The following is a 17,495-nucleotide window of genomic DNA, read 5'->3' on the forward strand; positions in this document are numbered from 1 at the left end:
GCCCGCATCCGACGGGAGTCCCATGCCTGCTCTGCCGATCCGCCTGCGTTCCCTCACGGCGGCTCTCGCCCTCGCCTCGTCCCTGACCGTCCCGGCGAACGCCCAGGCGGCCGCCCCAACTCCTGTGCTGCGGGCAGACGTTCCCGCTTCCGCCTGCGCGCTGCCCGGCAGGACCGGGTGGACCGACGAAGGCCACGCCACCGATCAGGTCCAGTTCCAGCCCTCCACAGGAACTCGGCGGGTGCTGACGCTGTTCGTCGACTTCCCCGACGCGCGGGCCACCGAGCCCACGGACGCGTACGCCGCCCAACTGGCCCCGGCATCCGACTGGATGCGCACGGCCAGCCACGGGCGTTCCCGTCTCGCCCTCACCTCACTCCACCGCTGGATCCGCATGCCTGCGGAGTCGCACACGTACGGCTTCGAACGCGGCCTGACCTTCGAGGCCCACGAGAAGTACGTACGCGACGCGATCGAGTCCGCCGACCCGTACGCGGACTTCTCCCGCTACGACATGGTCTATGTCGTTCCCACCAGGACGGCGTCCGCGATCTCCTTCTCCCCGACCTACCTCTACGACCCCAACACGCCCGGCGTGACCGCCGACGGAACCCGTCTGAAGTGGGGCGTGACCTTCGGGCAGGACCTCTGGCGCTGGGGTCACAAGGTCGTCGCCCACGAGACCGGTCATACCTTCGGCCTCCCGGACCTGTACTCCTTCACCGGCCCCACCCATCAGTACGTCGGCGGCTGGGACGTGATGGGCAACATCGCCGGCCACGCTCCCCAGTACCTGGGCTGGCACACCTGGAAGCTGGGCTGGACCCGCGACGCCCAGGTCGCCTGCGTCGACGCCTCCGGACGTCGCGTTGTGCGTCTGACACCGGTGGAGCGGCCCGGCGGCACCAAGATCGCCGTACTGCGGACCGGCGAGACCACGGCGTACGTCGCGGAGTCCCGCCGTCCCGAGGGGATCGACCGGGGAGCCTGCTCGGCCGGCGTCCTCATCTACAAGGTCGACTCCGCGACTCCGACCGGCGAGGGTCCGATCCGGGTCGTGAACGGCAGACCGTCCGAGACTCCACCCGCCGGCTGCACCGCGCTCGACCTGGCGGCCCACACCCCGGGTCAGATCTTCACGGACCAGGACAGCGGCGCCCGCATCGAGGTGCTGGCGGACGGCGAGGCCGGCGATGTGGTGCGGCTCCGCATGCCATGAGATTTCGCCGATGGCGGCCGGACCACGAACGCAGCACGCCGGCCGACCAGGCGCGCCGACTGAACATCGACACGGAGCGCCCGGTCAACCGCCGTCGATACGAATCACGCACGGTCAGGTGAGTCTGCCCATGGTCGGGGCGACAGCCCGGTAGGTGGAGGTGCGGTCTACCTCGTTGCGTCCGGCGACTTCCTGCTGGACGAGTCCTTTGCTGAACACGAGGCTGATCTGCCTTCCGCCCAGCCGACGTTCTTCAGCTCCCCGTCAGTAGTCGACGCGGTCGGCCTTGGCCACCCACGCGTCGAACGGAGCGGTCCGGTTCGGGAGGTCCAGCTGGTCGACGGCCATCGGCCACATCGACGCGGGCTTCTTCTCGAACAGGTCGTAGAACTCGCGGTCGTCGAATCCGGCCACTGCGGCGTCGTGCCGGTCGGCGGAGAACACAACCCGGTCCACGCGCGCCCACAGAGCGGCGGACAGGCACATCGGGCACGGCTCGCACGAGGTGACCAGGGTGTAGCCCTCCAGCGTGAACTCGCCGAGCTGGCGGCAGGCGGCGCGTATGGCGCTGACTTCGGCGTGCGCGACCGGGTCCAGTGTCGAGGTGACACGGTTGTTGCCGGTCGCGATGATCTCGCCGTCCTTGGCGATCAGCGCGCCGAACGGGCCGCCGCCGTCGGCCACGCTGGTGGTGGCCAGATGGATCGCCTCTTCCAGCCAGGCCCGCTCGAACTCGTGGACGCCGGCCTCTTGGGTGTGCGCGGTCATGACTGCTCCTTCTCGGGAAGGGGGTGGTGTTTCGGTGGTGGACGCCACCCTCGGGGTGCTCCGCCCTGTGCGGGCACAGCCGGCCCCTGGGGGCGTGTCGCAGGGCCGGGGGCGTGGTCGGGTCAGTGCCGACAGCGGCCACCCTCGGCAGGGGTCGGCCTGTGGGTCAGGCGACGGCGATGCGCTCGGGCGTGACCGGGGTGTGGGTCGGGTTCAGGCCGGTCGCGTTGCGGATGGCGTTGACGATCGCGGGGGTCGCGGAGATGGTGGCTCGCCGACGCCGCGCACGAGCCGGCATCGGCTCGGTCGGTGTGCCGCACTTGATGCCCAGGTGCTGGAGCGCGGACTCGATACGACGACCGGTCGACGACTTGCTCAAGGCTCTCTCCTCGTTTGACGAAACGTCAGGGGGATCGAGCGCAGGAGTCCGCCGACACAGTGTTCCAAGTCGGTGGCAGCCCTCACGCCGGTACGGCCCGCGATTCGTGTCGCGTCCGCTGTCGGGCCCTCGCATCCAGCGGCCCCTAGGGGCAGGACTGGAGGCGGCGGCACACGGCACCGATCCCCCTGGTTCGCTGCAACTCGCCTTGCCTCGTTGCAACTTGTACGAGGAGTACACAGCCAACCCGGTACAGTCGGCTAGGAGTGGAAGGCATGAAAGGCACCGCGGGCTACGACCGACTCTTCATAGATTCCTACAAGAATCAGTGGGGCTCGCGACGTGAGGAAACTCCTATAAAACCCAGTCACTCGTACGGGCTGCCTCCCAGCGCCGGGCCGGCGACCCGATCACCTCCCTGGCGGTGGAGGGACCGGGCTGAACGTCGGGCCGCCCGTCGCCTGCCGGGTTCACGGCGCAGACCGCGGACGACTGGCCCGCTCGGTCAGTTCCGTCTTCCTGATCTTGCCGGTCGCGGTCATCGGGAAGGCGTCGACCAACTCGATCCCGGGGACCTTGTACGCGGCCATGGCCTCGGTCGCCCAGTCGTGCAGGGCCCCGGCGGTCAGCCCGCTGCCGGGGACGGCGCGGACGTACGCGTACGGGCGCTGGCCGAACGTCTCGTCGTCGAGCGCGACCACGGCGGCGGCGAGCACGCCCGGGTGCTGGGCCAGCAGCGTCTCGACCTCGGTGGGGAAGACGCTCATCCCCTTGACCTTGATCATGTCCTTGTGGCGGCCGAGGTAGTGCAGGCAGCCGTCCTCGTCGAGACTGCCGATGTCGCCGGTGTGCAACCAGCCGTCGCGCAGGACGGCGGCGGTGGCCTCAGGTGCGTTCCAGTAGCGGGTCAGGACGGACGGGCCGCGGACGACGATCTCACCGGGCTCGCCGAGCGGCAGCGGCTCGCCGGTCGCGAAGTCGGTGACCATGAAGTCGGTGCCGGGGACGGGCAGTCCGCAGAAGACCGGGTCGCTGAGCAGGTCCCGGTCGCCGTCCTGGAAGCCGAGGGCGCTGGTGTCGCTGGTGTGCGTTTCCGTCATGCCGTACGAGGCCTCGCGCAGCACGCTGTCCGGGCCGACCGTGGCACGCCAGCGGGCGCGGATGTCCGGGGTGAGCTTGCGGATGAAGGAGACGGTGAGCGGGGCGGTGAGGCTGCTCAGGTCGTGGGCGGCGAAGTTCGGGTGGTCGAGCAGTTCGAGGTAGTTCTCGACGGTGCCGGCCGTCGTGGTGACGCGGTACCGCTCGACGGCGGCGAGAACCTTCGCCGGGTCCCAGCGGACCAGTAGGACGCTCGTGCCGCCGGAGACGAGGGGCGCCAGGATGCCGAGGTTCTCACCCGCGATCCAGAAGACCGGCAGATAGCACAGCGAGACGATGCCGTCGGCGGCGCCGGGTATGCCGCCCTGGATGGCGGTGGCCGTGTAGACCATGTGGCGCTGGGTGTGCTCGCAGCCCTTGGGCATTCCGGTGGTGCCGCCGGTGTAGTTGAGGGCGGCGAGCGCGTCCGGATCGTCGGCGACACGGCCGAGGGGCGGGTGGTCCAGCACCTGCTGCCAGTCCTCCAGCAGCAGGGTCTCGCGGACGGCGGTGGCCTCCCGCACCTCCTCCAGTACGGGAACCAGACGGTCGGCGGTGATGACGACTTCCGCGCCCGAGTCCGCGAGTTCGTGCCGCAGCTCGGCCGCCTTGAACATCGGGTTGACCGGGACGTGCACGGCGCCGAGACGCAGGACGGCCAGGAACGCGACCACGAAGTGGGGGCTGTTGGGCAGGAAGACGGCGACGCGGTTGCCGGGGCGCACACCGCGGGCTTCCAGCCAGCCGGCCAACCGGTCGGCTGTATCGTCCAGTTCGCGGTACGAGAGCTCCTGACCGCCGAAGACGAGCGCGGCCCTGTCGGGGGTCACCTCGGCCCAGTGGCGTACGTACCCCGGCACCGTCCGCTCGCCCGCGCGATGCGTCACCGTCTCCGGCTGTCTCCCCTGACGGGACGTGGCCTGACGGGCGCGCAGGTCGTTCAGGTACTCCTCGGTCCGGCGGGTTCGCATGGTGCGGCTCCTGTTCCGAGCAGGTGCAGATACATGGCAGTGACATCGCGGACGGCGGCGTCGTACTCCGTCGGCCGCTGGGAGACGAGACGGGCGAACTGGATGCTCATACCGCCCACGGCACGGGCGACGGAGAGCGGATCGGCGACGGGGGCGAGCCGGCCATCGGCGCTGAGCCTGCGGATGTAGCGGGCGGCACGGTGGACGGGGCGTTCCTGGATCTCCTCCCACAACTGCCTGACGTCATCGTCGGCCTGCGCCTGCTGCTCGAGCAGCCGCAGCAGTGGCAGGTGCCGGGCGTAGGCGGAGATGAAGGCGGCCGTGGACGCCTCGGCGACCGCGGCGGCGTCGTCCAGGTCGACGCCCGGCACCTCCTGGGCGGCGAGGAACGCGTCCCGTACGCGGACCGCCAGCACGCGGAAGATCTCCTCCTTCGAGGCGAAGTAGACGTAGAAGCTCGCCCGTGAGAGCTCGGCCTCGGCCGTGATGTCGGCGATGGTCGCGAGCCCGTAGCCGCGGCGCGCGAAGACCGACTCCGCGGCGTCGAGGAGCTGGGTCCGGGCCGGTGCGTCGGTGCGGTCGCGTGCGGTTCTGATCGCCCAGGGCTGTTGTCTGCGTGCCACGCGGCGAGCATATTGACGTTGACGCCAATGTCAATGAGCATGGCGTCGCCGCCTCGTGCCGGACTTGCTGGAGGGCTCATGGGTTCTGACGCCGTACTGGTCGCCAATCGCGGGGAGATCGCCGTACGGGTGCTGCGGGCTGCGGAGGAAGCGGGACTGCGGACGGTGGCCGTGTACGCCGAGGACGACGCGCAAGCGGCCCATGTGCGTCTCGCCGACGAGGCGCATCCGCTGCCCGGCACGGGGCCGGCCGCCTATCTGGACTGCGCCGCGGTGCTGGCAGCGGCCCGCAGAGCCGGGTGCGGGCTGCTGCACCCCGGGTACGGCTTCCTCAGCGAGGACGCGGATTTCGCCGCGCGCTGCGCGGCCGAGGGCATCGTGTTCGTCGGCCCCGATCCGGAGGTGATCGCCCTCTTCGGCGACAAGGGCCGCGCCAGGGCGCTGGCAGGGCGACTCGGGGTGCCGGTGCTCGCCGGGACCGACGGGCCGACGAGTCTTGCGGAGGCACGGGAATTCCTGACCGGACTCGGGCCCGGCGGCGCCGTGATGGTCAAGGCCGTCGGCGGAGGCGGCGGCCGCGGAATACGGGCGGTCCGGGGCGCCGACGAGCTGGAGGAGGCCTGGGAACGCTGCCGGTCGGAGGCCGAGCAGGGCTTCGGGCGCGGCGAGTTGTACGTGGAGCGGCTGCTGGCGGGCGCCCGCCACATCGAGGTGCAGGTGCTCGGAGACACGACCGGCGCCGTGACCCATCTCTGGGAGCGCGACTGCAGCGCCCAGCGGCGCCACCAGAAGCTGATCGAGACCGCCCCGGCCCCAGCCCTGTGCACGAGGGTGCGCGACCGGCTGCTCGACAGCGCCCTTCGGATGGCGCGCGAGACCCGCTACACCGGGCTCGGAACCTTCGAATTCCTCGTCAGCGGCGGAGAGTTCCACTTCATCGAAGCCAACCCACGCCTCCAGGTCGAGCATACGGTCACCGAGGAGGTGACGGGTGTCGATCTGGTCGCCGTCCAAATCCACCTGTCGGCCGGTCGGACGCTGGCCTCGTTGGGCCTCGGCGGGACGCCGGTGCCGCCGCGCGGTTTCGCCGTCCAGGCACGTGTGTACGCCGAGGAGCCGGGCACACTGAACCGGTTCGAGGTGCCGACGGGCCCTGGCGTGCGTGTGGACACGGCGACGCGGACCGGGGACACCACCAGCACGCGCTACGACCCGCTGCTCGCGAAGGTGATCGCCCGGGTCCCGGAGGGCTCGGGTTTCGCGGCGGCCTGCGAGCGGGCGCGACGGGCGCTCGGTGAGTTCGGCGTCGAGGGCGTACGGACCGGCATCCCGCTGTTGAACGCGGTGCTTCGGGATCCGCAGTTCGTCGCGGGCGGCACGGACACCGGCTTCGTGGAGCAACTGACCGAACAACTTGCCGGCGGGCAGGTCGAAGGGCGGTCCGAAGGACCGTCCGCGGCGTCGGATGCCGGGACCGGTGCCGACGGCACGGTGGCGGCACCGATGAGCGGCACAGTCGTCTCCATCGGCGCGAGGGCAGGGCAGCCGGTCGGGGCCGGCCGGCAGCTGCTCGTCGTGGAAGCGATGAAGATGGAGCACGTCGTACGTGCCGAGAGGGCCGGAACGGTACGCGCCGTGCTCGTGGCGGTGGGCGACGCCGTCTCCGAAGGAGCGCCGCTGGTTCTGCTGGATCCCGCGGACGGCACCGGGACCGTGGAGTCGGACGCCGCGGCCGTGGATCTCGACGCCGTACGCCCCGAACTCGCGGAGGTACGGGCGCGGCACGCCCTCACACTGGACGAACACCGACCCGAGGCGGTCGCCAAGCGGCACCGGATCGGCCGACGTACCGCCCGCGAGAACATCGCCGATCTGTGCGACGAGGGCAGTTTCACAGAGTTCGGGGCACTGGCCGTGGCGGCACAGCGCCAACGGCGCTCACTGCAGGATCTGATCATCTCGACCCCGGCCGACGGCATGGTGACCGGTACGGGGAGGGTCGCCGGATCCCCGGTCGTCGCCATGTCGTACGACTACACGGTCCTCGCGGGCACCCAGGGTCTGCAGAACCACCGCAAGACCGACCGGATGCTGCAGCTCGCGGGCGAGCGGCGGCTCCCGGTGGTGCTTTTCGCCGAGGGCGGCGGTGGCCGCCCCGGGGACACGGACACCACGTCCGTGGCAGGTCTGGATGTGATGACGTTCCATCAGATGGCGCGGCTGAGCGGCTCGGTGCCGCTGGTCGGCATCGCTTCGGGGCGCTGCTTCGCGGGCAACGCGGCGCTGCTGGGCTGCTGCGACGTGGTGATCGCGACGCCGGAGGCAACCATCGGCATGGGCGGTCCCGCGATGATCGAGGGCGGCGGTCTCGGTGTGTACACGCCCGAGGAAGTCGGCCCGTTGTCGGTCCAGGTGCCCAATGGCGTGGTGGACGTCGCCGTCGCGGACGAGGCGGAGGCGGTGCGTGTGGCCCGTGCCTATCTGTCCTACTTCCAGGGGGCGCAGGAGAGTTGGCAGGCCCCGGATCCGCGGCTGCTTCGTCATGCCGTGCCCGAGAACCGGCGCCGCGCCTACGACATCCGGCACGTCGTGGAGGGCTTCGCGGACATCGGTTCGGTGCTGGAGCTGCGGCAGGGTTTCGGCACCGGGGTCGTTACGGCATTGATCCGGGTCGAAGGGCGCCCGATGGGGCTCCTTGCCAGCAACCCGGGCCATCTCGGCGGGGCGATCGACCGGGACGCCGCCGACAAGGCGGCCCGCTTCCTGAAGCTCTGTGACGCATTCGGGCTGCCGATCGTCTCTCTTTGCGATACGCCCGGTTTCATGGTGGGACCCGATGCCGAGCGGACCGCGACGGTGCGCCACTTCGCCCGGCTCTTCCTGGCCGGCGCCCATCTGCGCGTACCGCTGGTGTCGCTGATTCTGCGGAAGGCGTACGGGCTCGGTGCGATGGCCATGATGGGCGGTTCGACCCGCGTCCCGCTGGCCACTGCCGCCTGGCCGAGCGGCGAGCTGGGCGGCATGGGACTGGAAGGCGCGGTGCGCCTCGGTTACCGCAAGGAGCTCGCCGCGATCGAGGACGCGGAGGCACGGCAGCGGGCTTTCGAGGCGCGCATCGCCGAGCTGTACGAGCATGGCAAGGCAGTGAACGCCGCTGCCGCACTGGAGATCGACGCGGTGATCGACCCGGCCGCTTCCCGTGAGTGGGTGCTGGCCGCTCTGGACGGGCACCGGGCGGCTGCCGGGGAGGCAGGCCGCGCGGGATCGGTGGACACCTGGTGAGGGGCGTCCCTCGCGTGTATCAGCCGAGGGATGTATCAGGCGCCACCACCGGTGAAGGCACGAGCATGCCTACGCCGCTCCCGCCGATCCGCGCTTGGCCGGGGAGCCGGCATGGACTGGGCCGAACTCCTTCAGGATTTCCGTTGCCTGTTCGAACCTCGTGGGGACCGTACGGGTGAGGGCCGCCACGCCGTGACACGGCGCCCGGCGGGCTGCCGGACCTGACCGGAGTTCAATACATCACATGGCATCAGCCTGGTCCCCGCACCGGTCGTTGGAGCAGGGAGCGACCCACCCGGGTCTGAGTCACGCCGGTTGCCGGCCACGTGCGAAGAACCAGGGGGGAACATCGATATCCGATACGAGGTGGTGTCCGGGGTGGAAAAGCGGATGACGGTGCTCAGCGAGAGCGGGGACGATCCGTTCGCTCTGCACCACGCCGCCTCGGCGGTGCTCGACGACCGGGGAACCGTGGTCGGCTGGAGCCTGCGGGCCCAGGAGTTGCTCGGCTACCCGGAGTCCGCAGTGATCGGCCGTCCGGCCTTCGACGTCCTGATCGATCCCGGCGACCTGCCGGCCGCCGAGGACGCGGCGGCCACGTGCAGGAGAGACGGAGGCTGGTTCGGCGTACTGGCGGTGAGGCATCGCAGCGGGCGGCTCGTGGAGATGGGTTTCCGGGCACGTGCGCTGCTGCGCGGTGACCATGTCCGCGAATGGTTCCTCGTCGGGGCACCCGCGGCGGAGGTCCTCGAGTGGCAAAGGGACCGCGCGGTCCTCGACGGGTTGTTCCGCCGGTGCCCGATCGGTCTGGTCGTCCACAGCCCCGAGATGACGATTCTGCGGGTCAACAGGGCGATCGAACGGTTCACCGGAGTCCCGGCCGCCTCCTTTCGGGGAATGCCCACGGGTGCCCTGCTGGTCGCCGAGGACGCGCGGAAGTCCGTGGACCGGGTGCGCGAGGTGATGGAGAGCGGAAGATCACTGGTCTCCACCGAGCAGTTCGCCCGCCTGCAGCGGGATCCGACACGAGTGCGGGCCGCGTCCGTCTCGGCCTTCCGACTGGAAGATCCCGCCGGCCGGGTCCTTGGGGTGGCCGAGACGGTCGAGGACGTCACCGAACGCCATCGGGCCCGACTTCGCCTGGCGCTCCTCGACCAGGCAGGCGCCCGCATCGGATCGACGCTCGACGTGCGACAGACCGCGTGGGAGCTCGCGGATGTGATGGTCCCGCACCTGGCCGACCACGTATCGGTGGACCTGTTGCCACCGGTGATGCGCGGCGAGGAGCCGGCGCAGGCGCCGGCGGGGCTCGTCGCACGGGTCGCGGTCCGCGGCGTCGTGGCCCAGCAGCCCGACCCGGCGCACCCGGAAGGGGAGCCGGTGCAGTTCGCACCCGGCACACCACAGGCCGGCTGCCTGGCCGACGGGCGTCCCCTCCTCGAACCGGTCCTTTCGCCCGACTGGTTCCTGGCGGAACCGCGCCAGGGCGAGCACGCACCGGACGTCTCGGCCCATTCCCTGATCGTGGTGCCGCTGGCCGCGCGCGGCCTGGTACTGGGCGTGATGAGCCTGTGGCGATCGCGGCACCCCGAGCCGTTCGAGACCGACGATCTGACACTGGCCCAGGAACTCGCCTCGCGCGCCGCCGTCAGCATCGACAACGCCCGACGCTTCACCCAACAGCAGCAGACCGCGTCCACCCTGCAACGGACCCTGCTGCCGAGGACGGTTCCGCACCAGCCGGCCGTCGAAGTGGCTCCTCGCTATCTCCCGGCCAGTACGGCCCCCGGTCCCGGCGGTGACTGGTTCGACGTCATTCCGTTGTCCGGGGCCAGGGTCGCCCTCGTCGTCGGCGACGCGGTGGGCCACGGACTGCACGCCGCTGTCACGATGGGTCGGCTCCGTACCGCCGTGCACACCCTCGCCACGCTCGACCTGGAACCGGACGAGGTCCTCTCCCGACTGGACGACCTGGTCAACCTCCTTGCCGCGGAACAAGAGACAGTCGGCGAACGACCCGCGGGCGAGCAGATCGTCGGCGCCACCTGCCTGTACGCCGTCTACGACCCGGTCTCCCGGCAGTGCTCCGCGGCGCGCGCCGGTCACCCCCCACCGGTCGTGACCACACCGGACGGACAGGCAGACCTGCTCGACCTGCCCCCCGGCCCACCGCTCGGCCTGGGCGGTCTGCCGTTCGAAACCCGGGAGATCGAACTGGCCGAGGGCAGCCTGCTCACGCTCTACACCAACGGACTCATCGGCCAACGCCACATGGACGTCGACACGGGCCTGCAACGGCTGCGCACAGCGCTCACGCACCCCGCGGACGCCTTGGAGGAGACGTGCCAGGCGGTTGTCGACTCCCTCGTGCCACCGCAGCCCGCCGACGACATCGCCCTGCTCATCGCACGCACCCGTGTACTGCCACCGGAGAACGTCGTCTCCTGGCAACTGCCACTGCAGCCGACCGCCGCCGCCCAGGCCAGAGCGCTCGCCACGGCCCAACTCACCCAATGGGGACTGGAACACCTGGCGTTCACCACCGAATTGATCGCCAGTGAACTGGTCACCAACGCCTACCGCTACGCCAGCGGCCCCGTGACCCTGCGACTCATCCGTGAACGATGTCTCGTCTGCGAGGTCGCCGACGCCAGCCACACCTCACCACACCTGCGTCGCGCCCGCACCACCGATGAGGGCGGCCGGGGCCTGTTACTGGTGGCCCAGCTGACCGAGCGCTGGGGCACTCGCTACACGCGCGAGGGCAAGACCGTCTGGACCGAACAGTCGCTGCTCGGGCTGTGAGCCGGCGGCCCGGCCACGCCCGCGAGTGTGTTGCTACCGGTCGACGTGCAGCAGGCTCTGCAGGGCCCGGCCCAGCCCGGCCCAGCCCAGCCCGGCTGGGGCGGGCGGGAAGCGGGAAGCGGCCACTTCCCTGCTGGAGGTTGCAGGACCGGATCACGCGCGCGCCCGACTTCCGGCAGGCGACTTTGGGGCCGGATGCCCGTCCGGGCGCGGCGGGCCGAAACGCCCGGCGGTTCCACCGTGACCGGTCCCCCCGATCACCCCGTGATCAGTGGCCGAAAACGATAGAAATGTTCCATGTGTAAATTTTTGGGGCGACTCGGGCGTCGATCGCCCAAGGCGCCCGGGACTGATCAGGCGCCCGGTAGGTGGAGCGCGCGGCGCTCGATGCGGCGCCTGCGTTCCCTGCTGAGCGTGCGCAGCCTCGCCGGCCAGGTGTTCCTCCTGCAGCTGGCGGTTGTGGTGCTGGTCGTCGTTGCCGCGCTGGTGGCCGTCGTACTGCAGGCGCGCCGCGACAGCATGGCGGACGCCCGGAGCCGGACGCTCACCGCGGCCGAGACCTTCGCGAAATCACCAGGGCTCCTCACGGCACTGGAGAGTCCCGACCCCACAGCGGTGCTGCAGCCGAGCGCCGAGGCGGTTCGCAGGGCCGCCGGTGTCGACGCCGTCATCGTCTACCGGCCGGACGGGATCACCCTCACCCACAGCGACCCGAAGCAGATCGGAAAACACGTCATCGGCCCCTACGCGGAAGCGGCGGCAGGAAAGTCGTTCACCAGGACCTTCGAGGGTGCCCTGGGGCTCTCCGTGATCTCGGCCGTCCCCGTCAAGGACACCGGCAACTCGGCCGTCGCCATTGTCTCCTCCGTCGTCACCGTGGGGAACGTGCAGGACCGGGTGAACCAGCAGCTGCCGGTCCTGTTCGGGGTCGCGGCCGGGGCACTCGCCCTCGCCGCGGGCGGGTCGGCACTGGTGAGCCGTCGCCTCCAGAGGCAGACCCACGGCCTGGGCCCGACCGAGATGACGCGGATGTACGAGCACCACGATGCGGTCCTCCACGCCGTACGGGAAGGAGTGCTGATCGTCGGAGGTGACGGCCGGCTGCTGTTGGCCAACGACGAGGCCCGCCGCCTGCTGGACCTCCCGGAGGATGCGGAACGTCGCCACGTGAGCGCCCTGGGGCTGAACGCCGACCTCGCCGGGCTGCTCACGTCCGATCGCCCGGCCACCGACGAGGTGCACCTGGCGGCTGACCGGCTCCTCGCCGTCAACAAGCGGCTCACCGCCCCCCAGGGCCCGGCGAGCAGGGTGGTGACGCTGCGGGACACCACCGAACTGCAGGCTCTCTCCGGCAGAGCAGAGACCGCGCGCCAACGGCTGGAGCTGCTCTATGACGCCGGCGTGCGGATCGGGACCACCCTGGATGTCACGCGCACCGCTGAGGAACTCGCGGAGGTCGCGGTCCCCCGCTTCGCCGACGTCGTCACCGTCGAACTCCTGGACCCGGTCCTGCACGGTGAGGAGCCCTCCGGCGTGAGCACCGAGATGCGCCGCACCGCCGTCGTCGGCCTGGAGGGGGACCATCTGCTGTACCCGGCCGGCCAGCTGATCCGCTTCGTCGCCGCCCACCCCATGGCCGCGGGCGCGACCGACGGCCGAGCGGTCCTGGTGGAGGACCTGGGCGCCTCCGAGGGCTGGCGGGCCCACGACCCCGACCGCGCCCGCCGGGTCCTGGACCACGGCATTCACTCCCTCATCCTTGTCCCGCTGCGCGCCCGGGGAGTGGTGCTCGGAGCGGCCCACTACTGGCGGGCGAGCGCCAGCCCGCCGTTCGAGGAGGAGGACGTGTCCTTCGCCGAGGAGCTGGCCGCCCGGGCGGCGGTGTGCATCGACAACGCCCGCCGCTACACCCGCGAGCACACCATGGCCGTCACGTTGCAGCGCAGCCTGCTGCCCAGCCGGGTGCCCGAGCAGACGGCCTTGGAGGTGGCCTACCGCTATCTGCCCGCCCGGGCCGGGGTGGGCGGGGACTGGTTCGACGTCATCCCGCTGTCGGGCGCCCGGGTCGCGCTGGTCGTCGGCGACGTCGTGGGGCACGGCCTGCACGCGGCGGCCACCATGGGCCGACTGCGCACCGCCGTGCACAACTTCTCCGTCCTGGACATCCCGCCGGAGGAACTGCTCGGCCGTGTTGACGAACTGGTGGCCCAGATCGACAGCGACGAGGCCGCCGCCGACGGGGAAGGCCAGGGGATCACCGGCGCGACCTGCCTGTACGCCGTCTACGATCCCGCCTCCGGGCAACTGGCGGTCGCCACCGCCGGCCATCCCGGACCGGCGGTGGTCCACCCCGACGGGACCGTGTACTTCCCCGAGCTGCCGATCTCCCCGCCGCTCGGCCTCGGGGCCGGACTGCCCGACGAGAGCGCCGAGCTGACCGTGCCCGAGGGCTCCCGGCTGGTGCTCTACACCGACGGGCTGATCGAGGACCGGTACCGCGACCTGGACGTCGGCGTGGCGACCCTGCGCGACGCGCTGGCCGGGCCCGACCGTTCCCCGGAGGACACCTGCGCCGCGGTCGTCGACGCCATGATGCCGGACCGGCCCCGGGACGACATCGCGCTGCTGGTGGCCCGCACACACCGGCTCGATCCCACCCGGATCGCCGAATGGCAGGTGCCCCGCGACCCGGCGGCGGTCGCCCCGGTCCGCGCTGCCTGTGTCCGGCGGCTCCAGGAATGGGGCCTCGAGCAGATCGACTTCGCCGCCGAACTCGTCTTCAGCGAGCTGATCACCAACGCCATCCGTTACGGCACCGAGCCCATCACCGTCCGGCTCCTCCGTGACCGAGCCCTGATCTGCGAGGTCTCCGACGGCAGCAGCACCTCACCACGACTGCGGCGGGCCAAGGTCACCGACGAGGGCGGCCGCGGACTCTTCCTTGTGGCCCGGTTCGCCGAACGCTGGGGCACCCGCTACACACCCACCGGAAAGGTCATCTGGGCCGAGCTGTCCCTCCACGGCGGCACCGGCCCCTCGGTGGAAGGACTCGCCGAGATCCTGCTCGACGAGGAGGAGCCGCTTTCCGGCGAAGGCGGGGAGCAGAACGGCGCGGCACGGTGAGCGGCATCGCGAAGTCGCCGTACGACCGCTCGCCCGCCACGCCCCACAGCCGGGGCCACGGTTTCCGGCCCGCCGCCGCGCCTCCGGCCGGAACGATCGGCGCGGCGGCCGGAGGCTGCGCCGACCCGGATTGTGCCCCCGGAGCAGCGCGCCGCCCTGAACCAGCCGCTCGGGTACGTGCCTCGACCGTGGCGCCCTGCCGCGGATGCCACTCGCCGCATCTCCTCGCAAGACCGCTCAGCGCCACTGCTCGTCACCCCGAGGACGCGTCGTATCCGGCGAAAGCCGGACCTGCCCCGGTGACAGTCGCTCGTGCCCGCCCCCGCGTTTTCCCGACCCTCTGCGTCCTGGAGCCATCGTGACTGCACCCCGTGTCCGAACAGCGGCCGCCGCAGGCTGCCTCACCCTCCTGATCCTGAGCGCCTGCGCCGAGACACCGAAGGCCACGCCCGTGAAGCCGTCGGTGGCCACCTCGGCAGAGGACGCGGGGGGCATGAGCAAGCTGATCGCCGCGGCGCAGGACGAGGGCGCGCTCAACGCGATCGCGCTTCCGCGCGACTGGGCCAACTACGGCGGTCTGATCGACGACTTCGAGAAGAAGTACGGGATCAAGGCCACCGTCGAGGATCCCCAGGGATCCAGCCAGGACGAGATCGACGCCATCAAGAAGAGCGGGAAGAGCGCCGGCGCCCCCGACGTCATCGACGTGGGGGACACGTTCGCCCGGGCAGCGGTCCGGCAGAGCCTGCTCGCGCCGTACAGGGTCGCGGCGTACGACTCGATCCCGGACAACCAGAAGGACAGCGAGGCCCGTTGGTACAACAACTACGGCGGCTACATCTCCATCGGCTGCGACGCCAACCGCGTCAAGCCCTGCCCCCGGACCTTCGCCGATCTGCTGCACCCCCGGTACAAGGGGAAGGTCTCGCTCGACGGCGACCCCACCCGTTCCAGCACCGCCTTCGCCGGCGTCTACGCGGCCGCCCTCGCGAACGGGGGGTCGTTCGACGACATCCGCCCCGGCCTCGACTTCTTCGCCGAGCTGAACGACCGAGGCAACTTCAACCCCGTCGAGTCGACCTCGGCCGCGGTGGAGACCGGCAGGACCCCCATCAGCATCGACTGGGACTACGTCAACCTCGACTACTCGGACCGGTTCCGCGGCAAGGGCGTGGACTGGCGGGTCGCGATCCCCTTCGACGGCAGCTTCGCCCAGTACTACGCCCTGGCCGTCAACAAGAATGCCCCGCATCCGGCGGCGGCCCGCCTGTGGCAGGAGTACCTCTTCAGCGCGACGGGCCAGAACCTCCGGCTCAAGGGCTACGCCCGCCCGGTACTGATGGAGACCATGCGCGAGGACGGCACCCTCGACGAGGACGCGGCGGCAAAACTGCCGACGGTCGAGGGGGAGCCCAAGTTCCCGACGGACGCGCAACTGGAGAAGGCGAGGGTGACGGTCGACCGGGGCTGGGCAAAGGCCGTAGGAGGCTGAACCCATCACGTGAGGGGTCACGAGTCCGGCCCCCGGGCCGGGGAGTCGGGACGAACTTCGGCTCGCTGCGCAGGTGTGTGCCGTGAAGGGCGCCTGACGGGCAGAAGCCCACGTCAGGCGCCCTTCTCCAGTGTCTAGAAGAAGCCCAGCCTCTTCGGCGAGTACGACACCAGCAGATTCTTCGTCTGCTGGTAGTGGTCCAGCATCATCTTGTGCGTCTCGCGGCCGATGCCCGACTGCTTGTAGCCGCCGAACGCGGCATGGGCCGGGTAGGCGTGGTAGCAGTTCGTCCACACCCGGCCCGCCTGGATCGCCCGGCCCGCCCGGTACGCCGTGCTGCCGTCCCTCGTCCAGACGCCGGCGCCCAGGCCGTACAGCGTGTCGTTCGCCGTCGCGATCGCGTCGTCGAAGTCCGTGAAGGACGTGACCGCGACGACCGGGCCGAAGATCTCCTCCTGGAAGATCCGCATCCTGTTGTCGCCCTCGAAGATCGTGGGCTGGACGTAGTAGCCACCCGCCAGTTCGCCGCCGTGCTCGATGCGCTGACCGCCCGTCAGGATCTTGGCGCCCTCCTGCCGGCCGATGTCCAGGTACGAAAGGATCTTCTGCAGCTGGTCGTTGGAGGCCTGCGCGCCGATCATCGTGTCCGTGTCGAGCGGATGGCCGGGCACGATCTTCTCCGTGCGGACCACCGCGGCCTCCAGGAACTCCCCGTAGCGTCCGCGCTGGATCAGCGCACGCGACGGACACGTGCAGACCTCGCCCTGGTTGAGGGCGAACATGGTGAAGCCCTCCAGCGCCTTGTCGCGGAAGTCGTCGTCCGCCGCCCACACGTCGTCGAAGAAGATGTTGGGCGACTTGCCGCCCAGTTCCAGGGTGACCGGCTTGATGTTCTCCGAGGCGTACTGCATGATCAGCCGCCCGGTCGTGGTCTCGCCGGTGAACGCGATCTTGGCGACCCGGGGGCTCGACGCCAGCGGCTTGCCCGCCTCCACGCCGAAGCCGTTGACGATGTTGAGGACACCCGGCGGCAGCAGGTCGGCGACCAGGCTCAGCCACACGTGGATGGACGCCGGGGTCTGCTCGGCCGGCTTCAGCACGACCGCGTTGCCCGCCGCCAGCGCGGGCGCCAGCTTCCATGTGGCCATCAGAATGGGGAAGTTCCACGGGATGATCTGCGCGACCACACCCAGCGGCTCGTGGAAGTGGTACGCCACCGTGTCGTCGTCGATCTCGCTCAGCGAGCCCTCCTGGGCGCGCAGCGTCCCGGCGAAGTAGCGGAAGTGGTCGATCGCCAGCGGGATGTCGGCGGCCAGCGTCTCGCGCACCGGCTTGCCGTTGTCCCACGTCTCGGCGACGGCGAGCTGTTCGAGGTTCGCCTCCATCCGGTCGGCGATCCCCAGCAGGATGCCCGCGCGTTCGGCCGCCGAGGTGCGGCCCCACGCCGGCGCCGCCGCATGGGCCGCGTCCAGGGCGCGCTCGACGTCCTCGGCCGTGCCGCGGGCGATCTCGGTGAACGGGCGGCCGTCGACCGGGCTCGGGTTCTCGAAGTACTGGCCGCGCGCCGGTTCGACGTACTCGCCGCCGATCCAGTGGTCGTAGCGCGACGCGTAGGAGACGACGGAGCCTTCGGCGTTCGGCTTTGCGTATCGGGTCATGTCCAGGCCTCCCGGTGGGGGCGCCGCCCGCCGTCGGG

The 17,495-nt window shown here is 70.8% G+C and carries 10 protein-coding genes; 5 read left to right on the forward strand and 5 right to left on the reverse strand.

What is annotated here, in order from left to right; all coding sequences use genetic code 11:
- Positions 1-22 precede the first annotated feature (22 nt).
- Entirely contained in the window at positions 23-1,219 is a 1,197-nt protein-coding gene (locus ACWD0A_RS06815) for a M6 family metalloprotease domain-containing protein (RefSeq protein ID WP_451295291.1), read from the forward strand.
- Positions 1,220-1,483: 264 nt separating this feature from the next.
- Here ACWD0A_RS06815 and ACWD0A_RS06820 read toward each other — a convergent pair whose 3' ends face one another.
- The 4 genes from ACWD0A_RS06820 to ACWD0A_RS06835 form a co-directional block, all read right to left on the reverse strand.
- A complete protein-coding gene (locus ACWD0A_RS06820) occupies positions 1,484-1,987 on the reverse strand; it encodes a nucleoside deaminase (protein WP_451295293.1) in 504 nt (167 codons plus the stop codon).
- Between the two features lie 166 nt (positions 1,988-2,153).
- The gene (locus ACWD0A_RS06825) at positions 2,154-2,366 is read right to left on the reverse strand and encodes a hypothetical protein (RefSeq protein ID WP_451295295.1); all 213 of its coding nucleotides are present in this window, start codon (positions 2,364-2,366) and stop codon (positions 2,154-2,156) included.
- A gap of 470 nt (positions 2,367-2,836) precedes the next feature.
- A complete protein-coding gene (locus tag ACWD0A_RS06830) occupies positions 2,837-4,474 on the reverse strand; it encodes an AMP-binding protein (protein WP_451295297.1) in 1,638 nt (545 codons plus the stop codon).
- On the reverse strand, positions 4,444-5,097 hold the full coding sequence (locus tag ACWD0A_RS06835; protein WP_451295299.1) for a TetR/AcrR family transcriptional regulator: 654 nt from the start codon (positions 5,095-5,097) through the stop codon (positions 4,444-4,446). The genes ACWD0A_RS06830 and ACWD0A_RS06835 overlap by 31 nt, the downstream gene beginning before the upstream one ends.
- A gap of 78 nt (positions 5,098-5,175) precedes the next feature.
- Here ACWD0A_RS06835 and ACWD0A_RS06840 point away from each other — a divergent pair, with 78 nt between their 5' ends.
- From ACWD0A_RS06840 to ACWD0A_RS06855, 4 genes are all read left to right on the forward strand, one after another.
- Positions 5,176-8,379 (forward strand): carboxyl transferase domain-containing protein, encoded by a 3,204-nt coding sequence (locus ACWD0A_RS06840; protein WP_451295301.1) that lies wholly within the window; start codon positions 5,176-5,178, stop codon positions 8,377-8,379.
- 390 nt (positions 8,380-8,769) lie between these two features.
- On the forward strand, positions 8,770-11,184 hold the full coding sequence (locus ACWD0A_RS06845) for a SpoIIE family protein phosphatase (RefSeq protein WP_451295303.1): 2,415 nt from the start codon (positions 8,770-8,772) through the stop codon (positions 11,182-11,184).
- A gap of 387 nt (positions 11,185-11,571) precedes the next feature.
- Positions 11,572-14,307, forward strand: a complete 2,736-nt coding sequence (locus tag ACWD0A_RS06850; RefSeq protein WP_451295305.1) for a SpoIIE family protein phosphatase — start codon at positions 11,572-11,574, stop codon at positions 14,305-14,307.
- Between the two features lie 358 nt (positions 14,308-14,665).
- Positions 14,666-15,799: an ABC transporter substrate-binding protein gene (locus ACWD0A_RS06855; RefSeq protein ID WP_451295307.1), complete on the forward strand. Its 1,134-nt coding sequence runs from the start codon at positions 14,666-14,668 to the stop codon at positions 15,797-15,799.
- A gap of 134 nt (positions 15,800-15,933) precedes the next feature.
- Here the strand turns inward: ACWD0A_RS06855 and adh are convergent, their stop codons facing one another.
- On the reverse strand, positions 15,934-17,457 hold the full coding sequence (gene adh, locus ACWD0A_RS06860; protein ID WP_451295309.1) for an aldehyde dehydrogenase: 1,524 nt from the start codon (positions 17,455-17,457) through the stop codon (positions 15,934-15,936).
- Positions 17,458-17,495: the final 38 nt, after the last annotated feature.

It is taken from the genome of Streptomyces sp. NPDC002867 (assembly GCF_053591895.1).

What these genes read in the sequence shown, in the direction of transcription:
- adh (WP_451295309.1), bottom strand. Translation starts at nt 17,457, where the DNA reads ATGACCCGATACGCAAAGCCGAACGCCGAAGGCTCCGTCGTCTCCTAC.
- ACWD0A_RS06830 (WP_451295297.1), bottom strand. Translation starts at nt 4,474, where the DNA reads ATGCGAACCCGCCGGACCGAGGAGTACCTGAACGACCTGCGCGCCCGT.
- ACWD0A_RS06820 (WP_451295293.1), bottom strand. Translation starts at nt 1,987, where the DNA reads ATGACCGCGCACACCCAAGAGGCCGGCGTCCACGAGTTCGAGCGGGCC.
- ACWD0A_RS06845 (WP_451295303.1), top strand. Translation starts at nt 8,770, where the DNA reads ATGACGGTGCTCAGCGAGAGCGGGGACGATCCGTTCGCTCTGCACCAC.
- ACWD0A_RS06815 (WP_451295291.1), top strand. Translation starts at nt 23, where the DNA reads ATGCCTGCTCTGCCGATCCGCCTGCGTTCCCTCACGGCGGCTCTCGCC.
- ACWD0A_RS06840 (WP_451295301.1), top strand. Translation starts at nt 5,176, where the DNA reads ATGGGTTCTGACGCCGTACTGGTCGCCAATCGCGGGGAGATCGCCGTA.
- ACWD0A_RS06850 (WP_451295305.1), top strand. Translation starts at nt 11,572, where the DNA reads ATGCGGCGCCTGCGTTCCCTGCTGAGCGTGCGCAGCCTCGCCGGCCAG.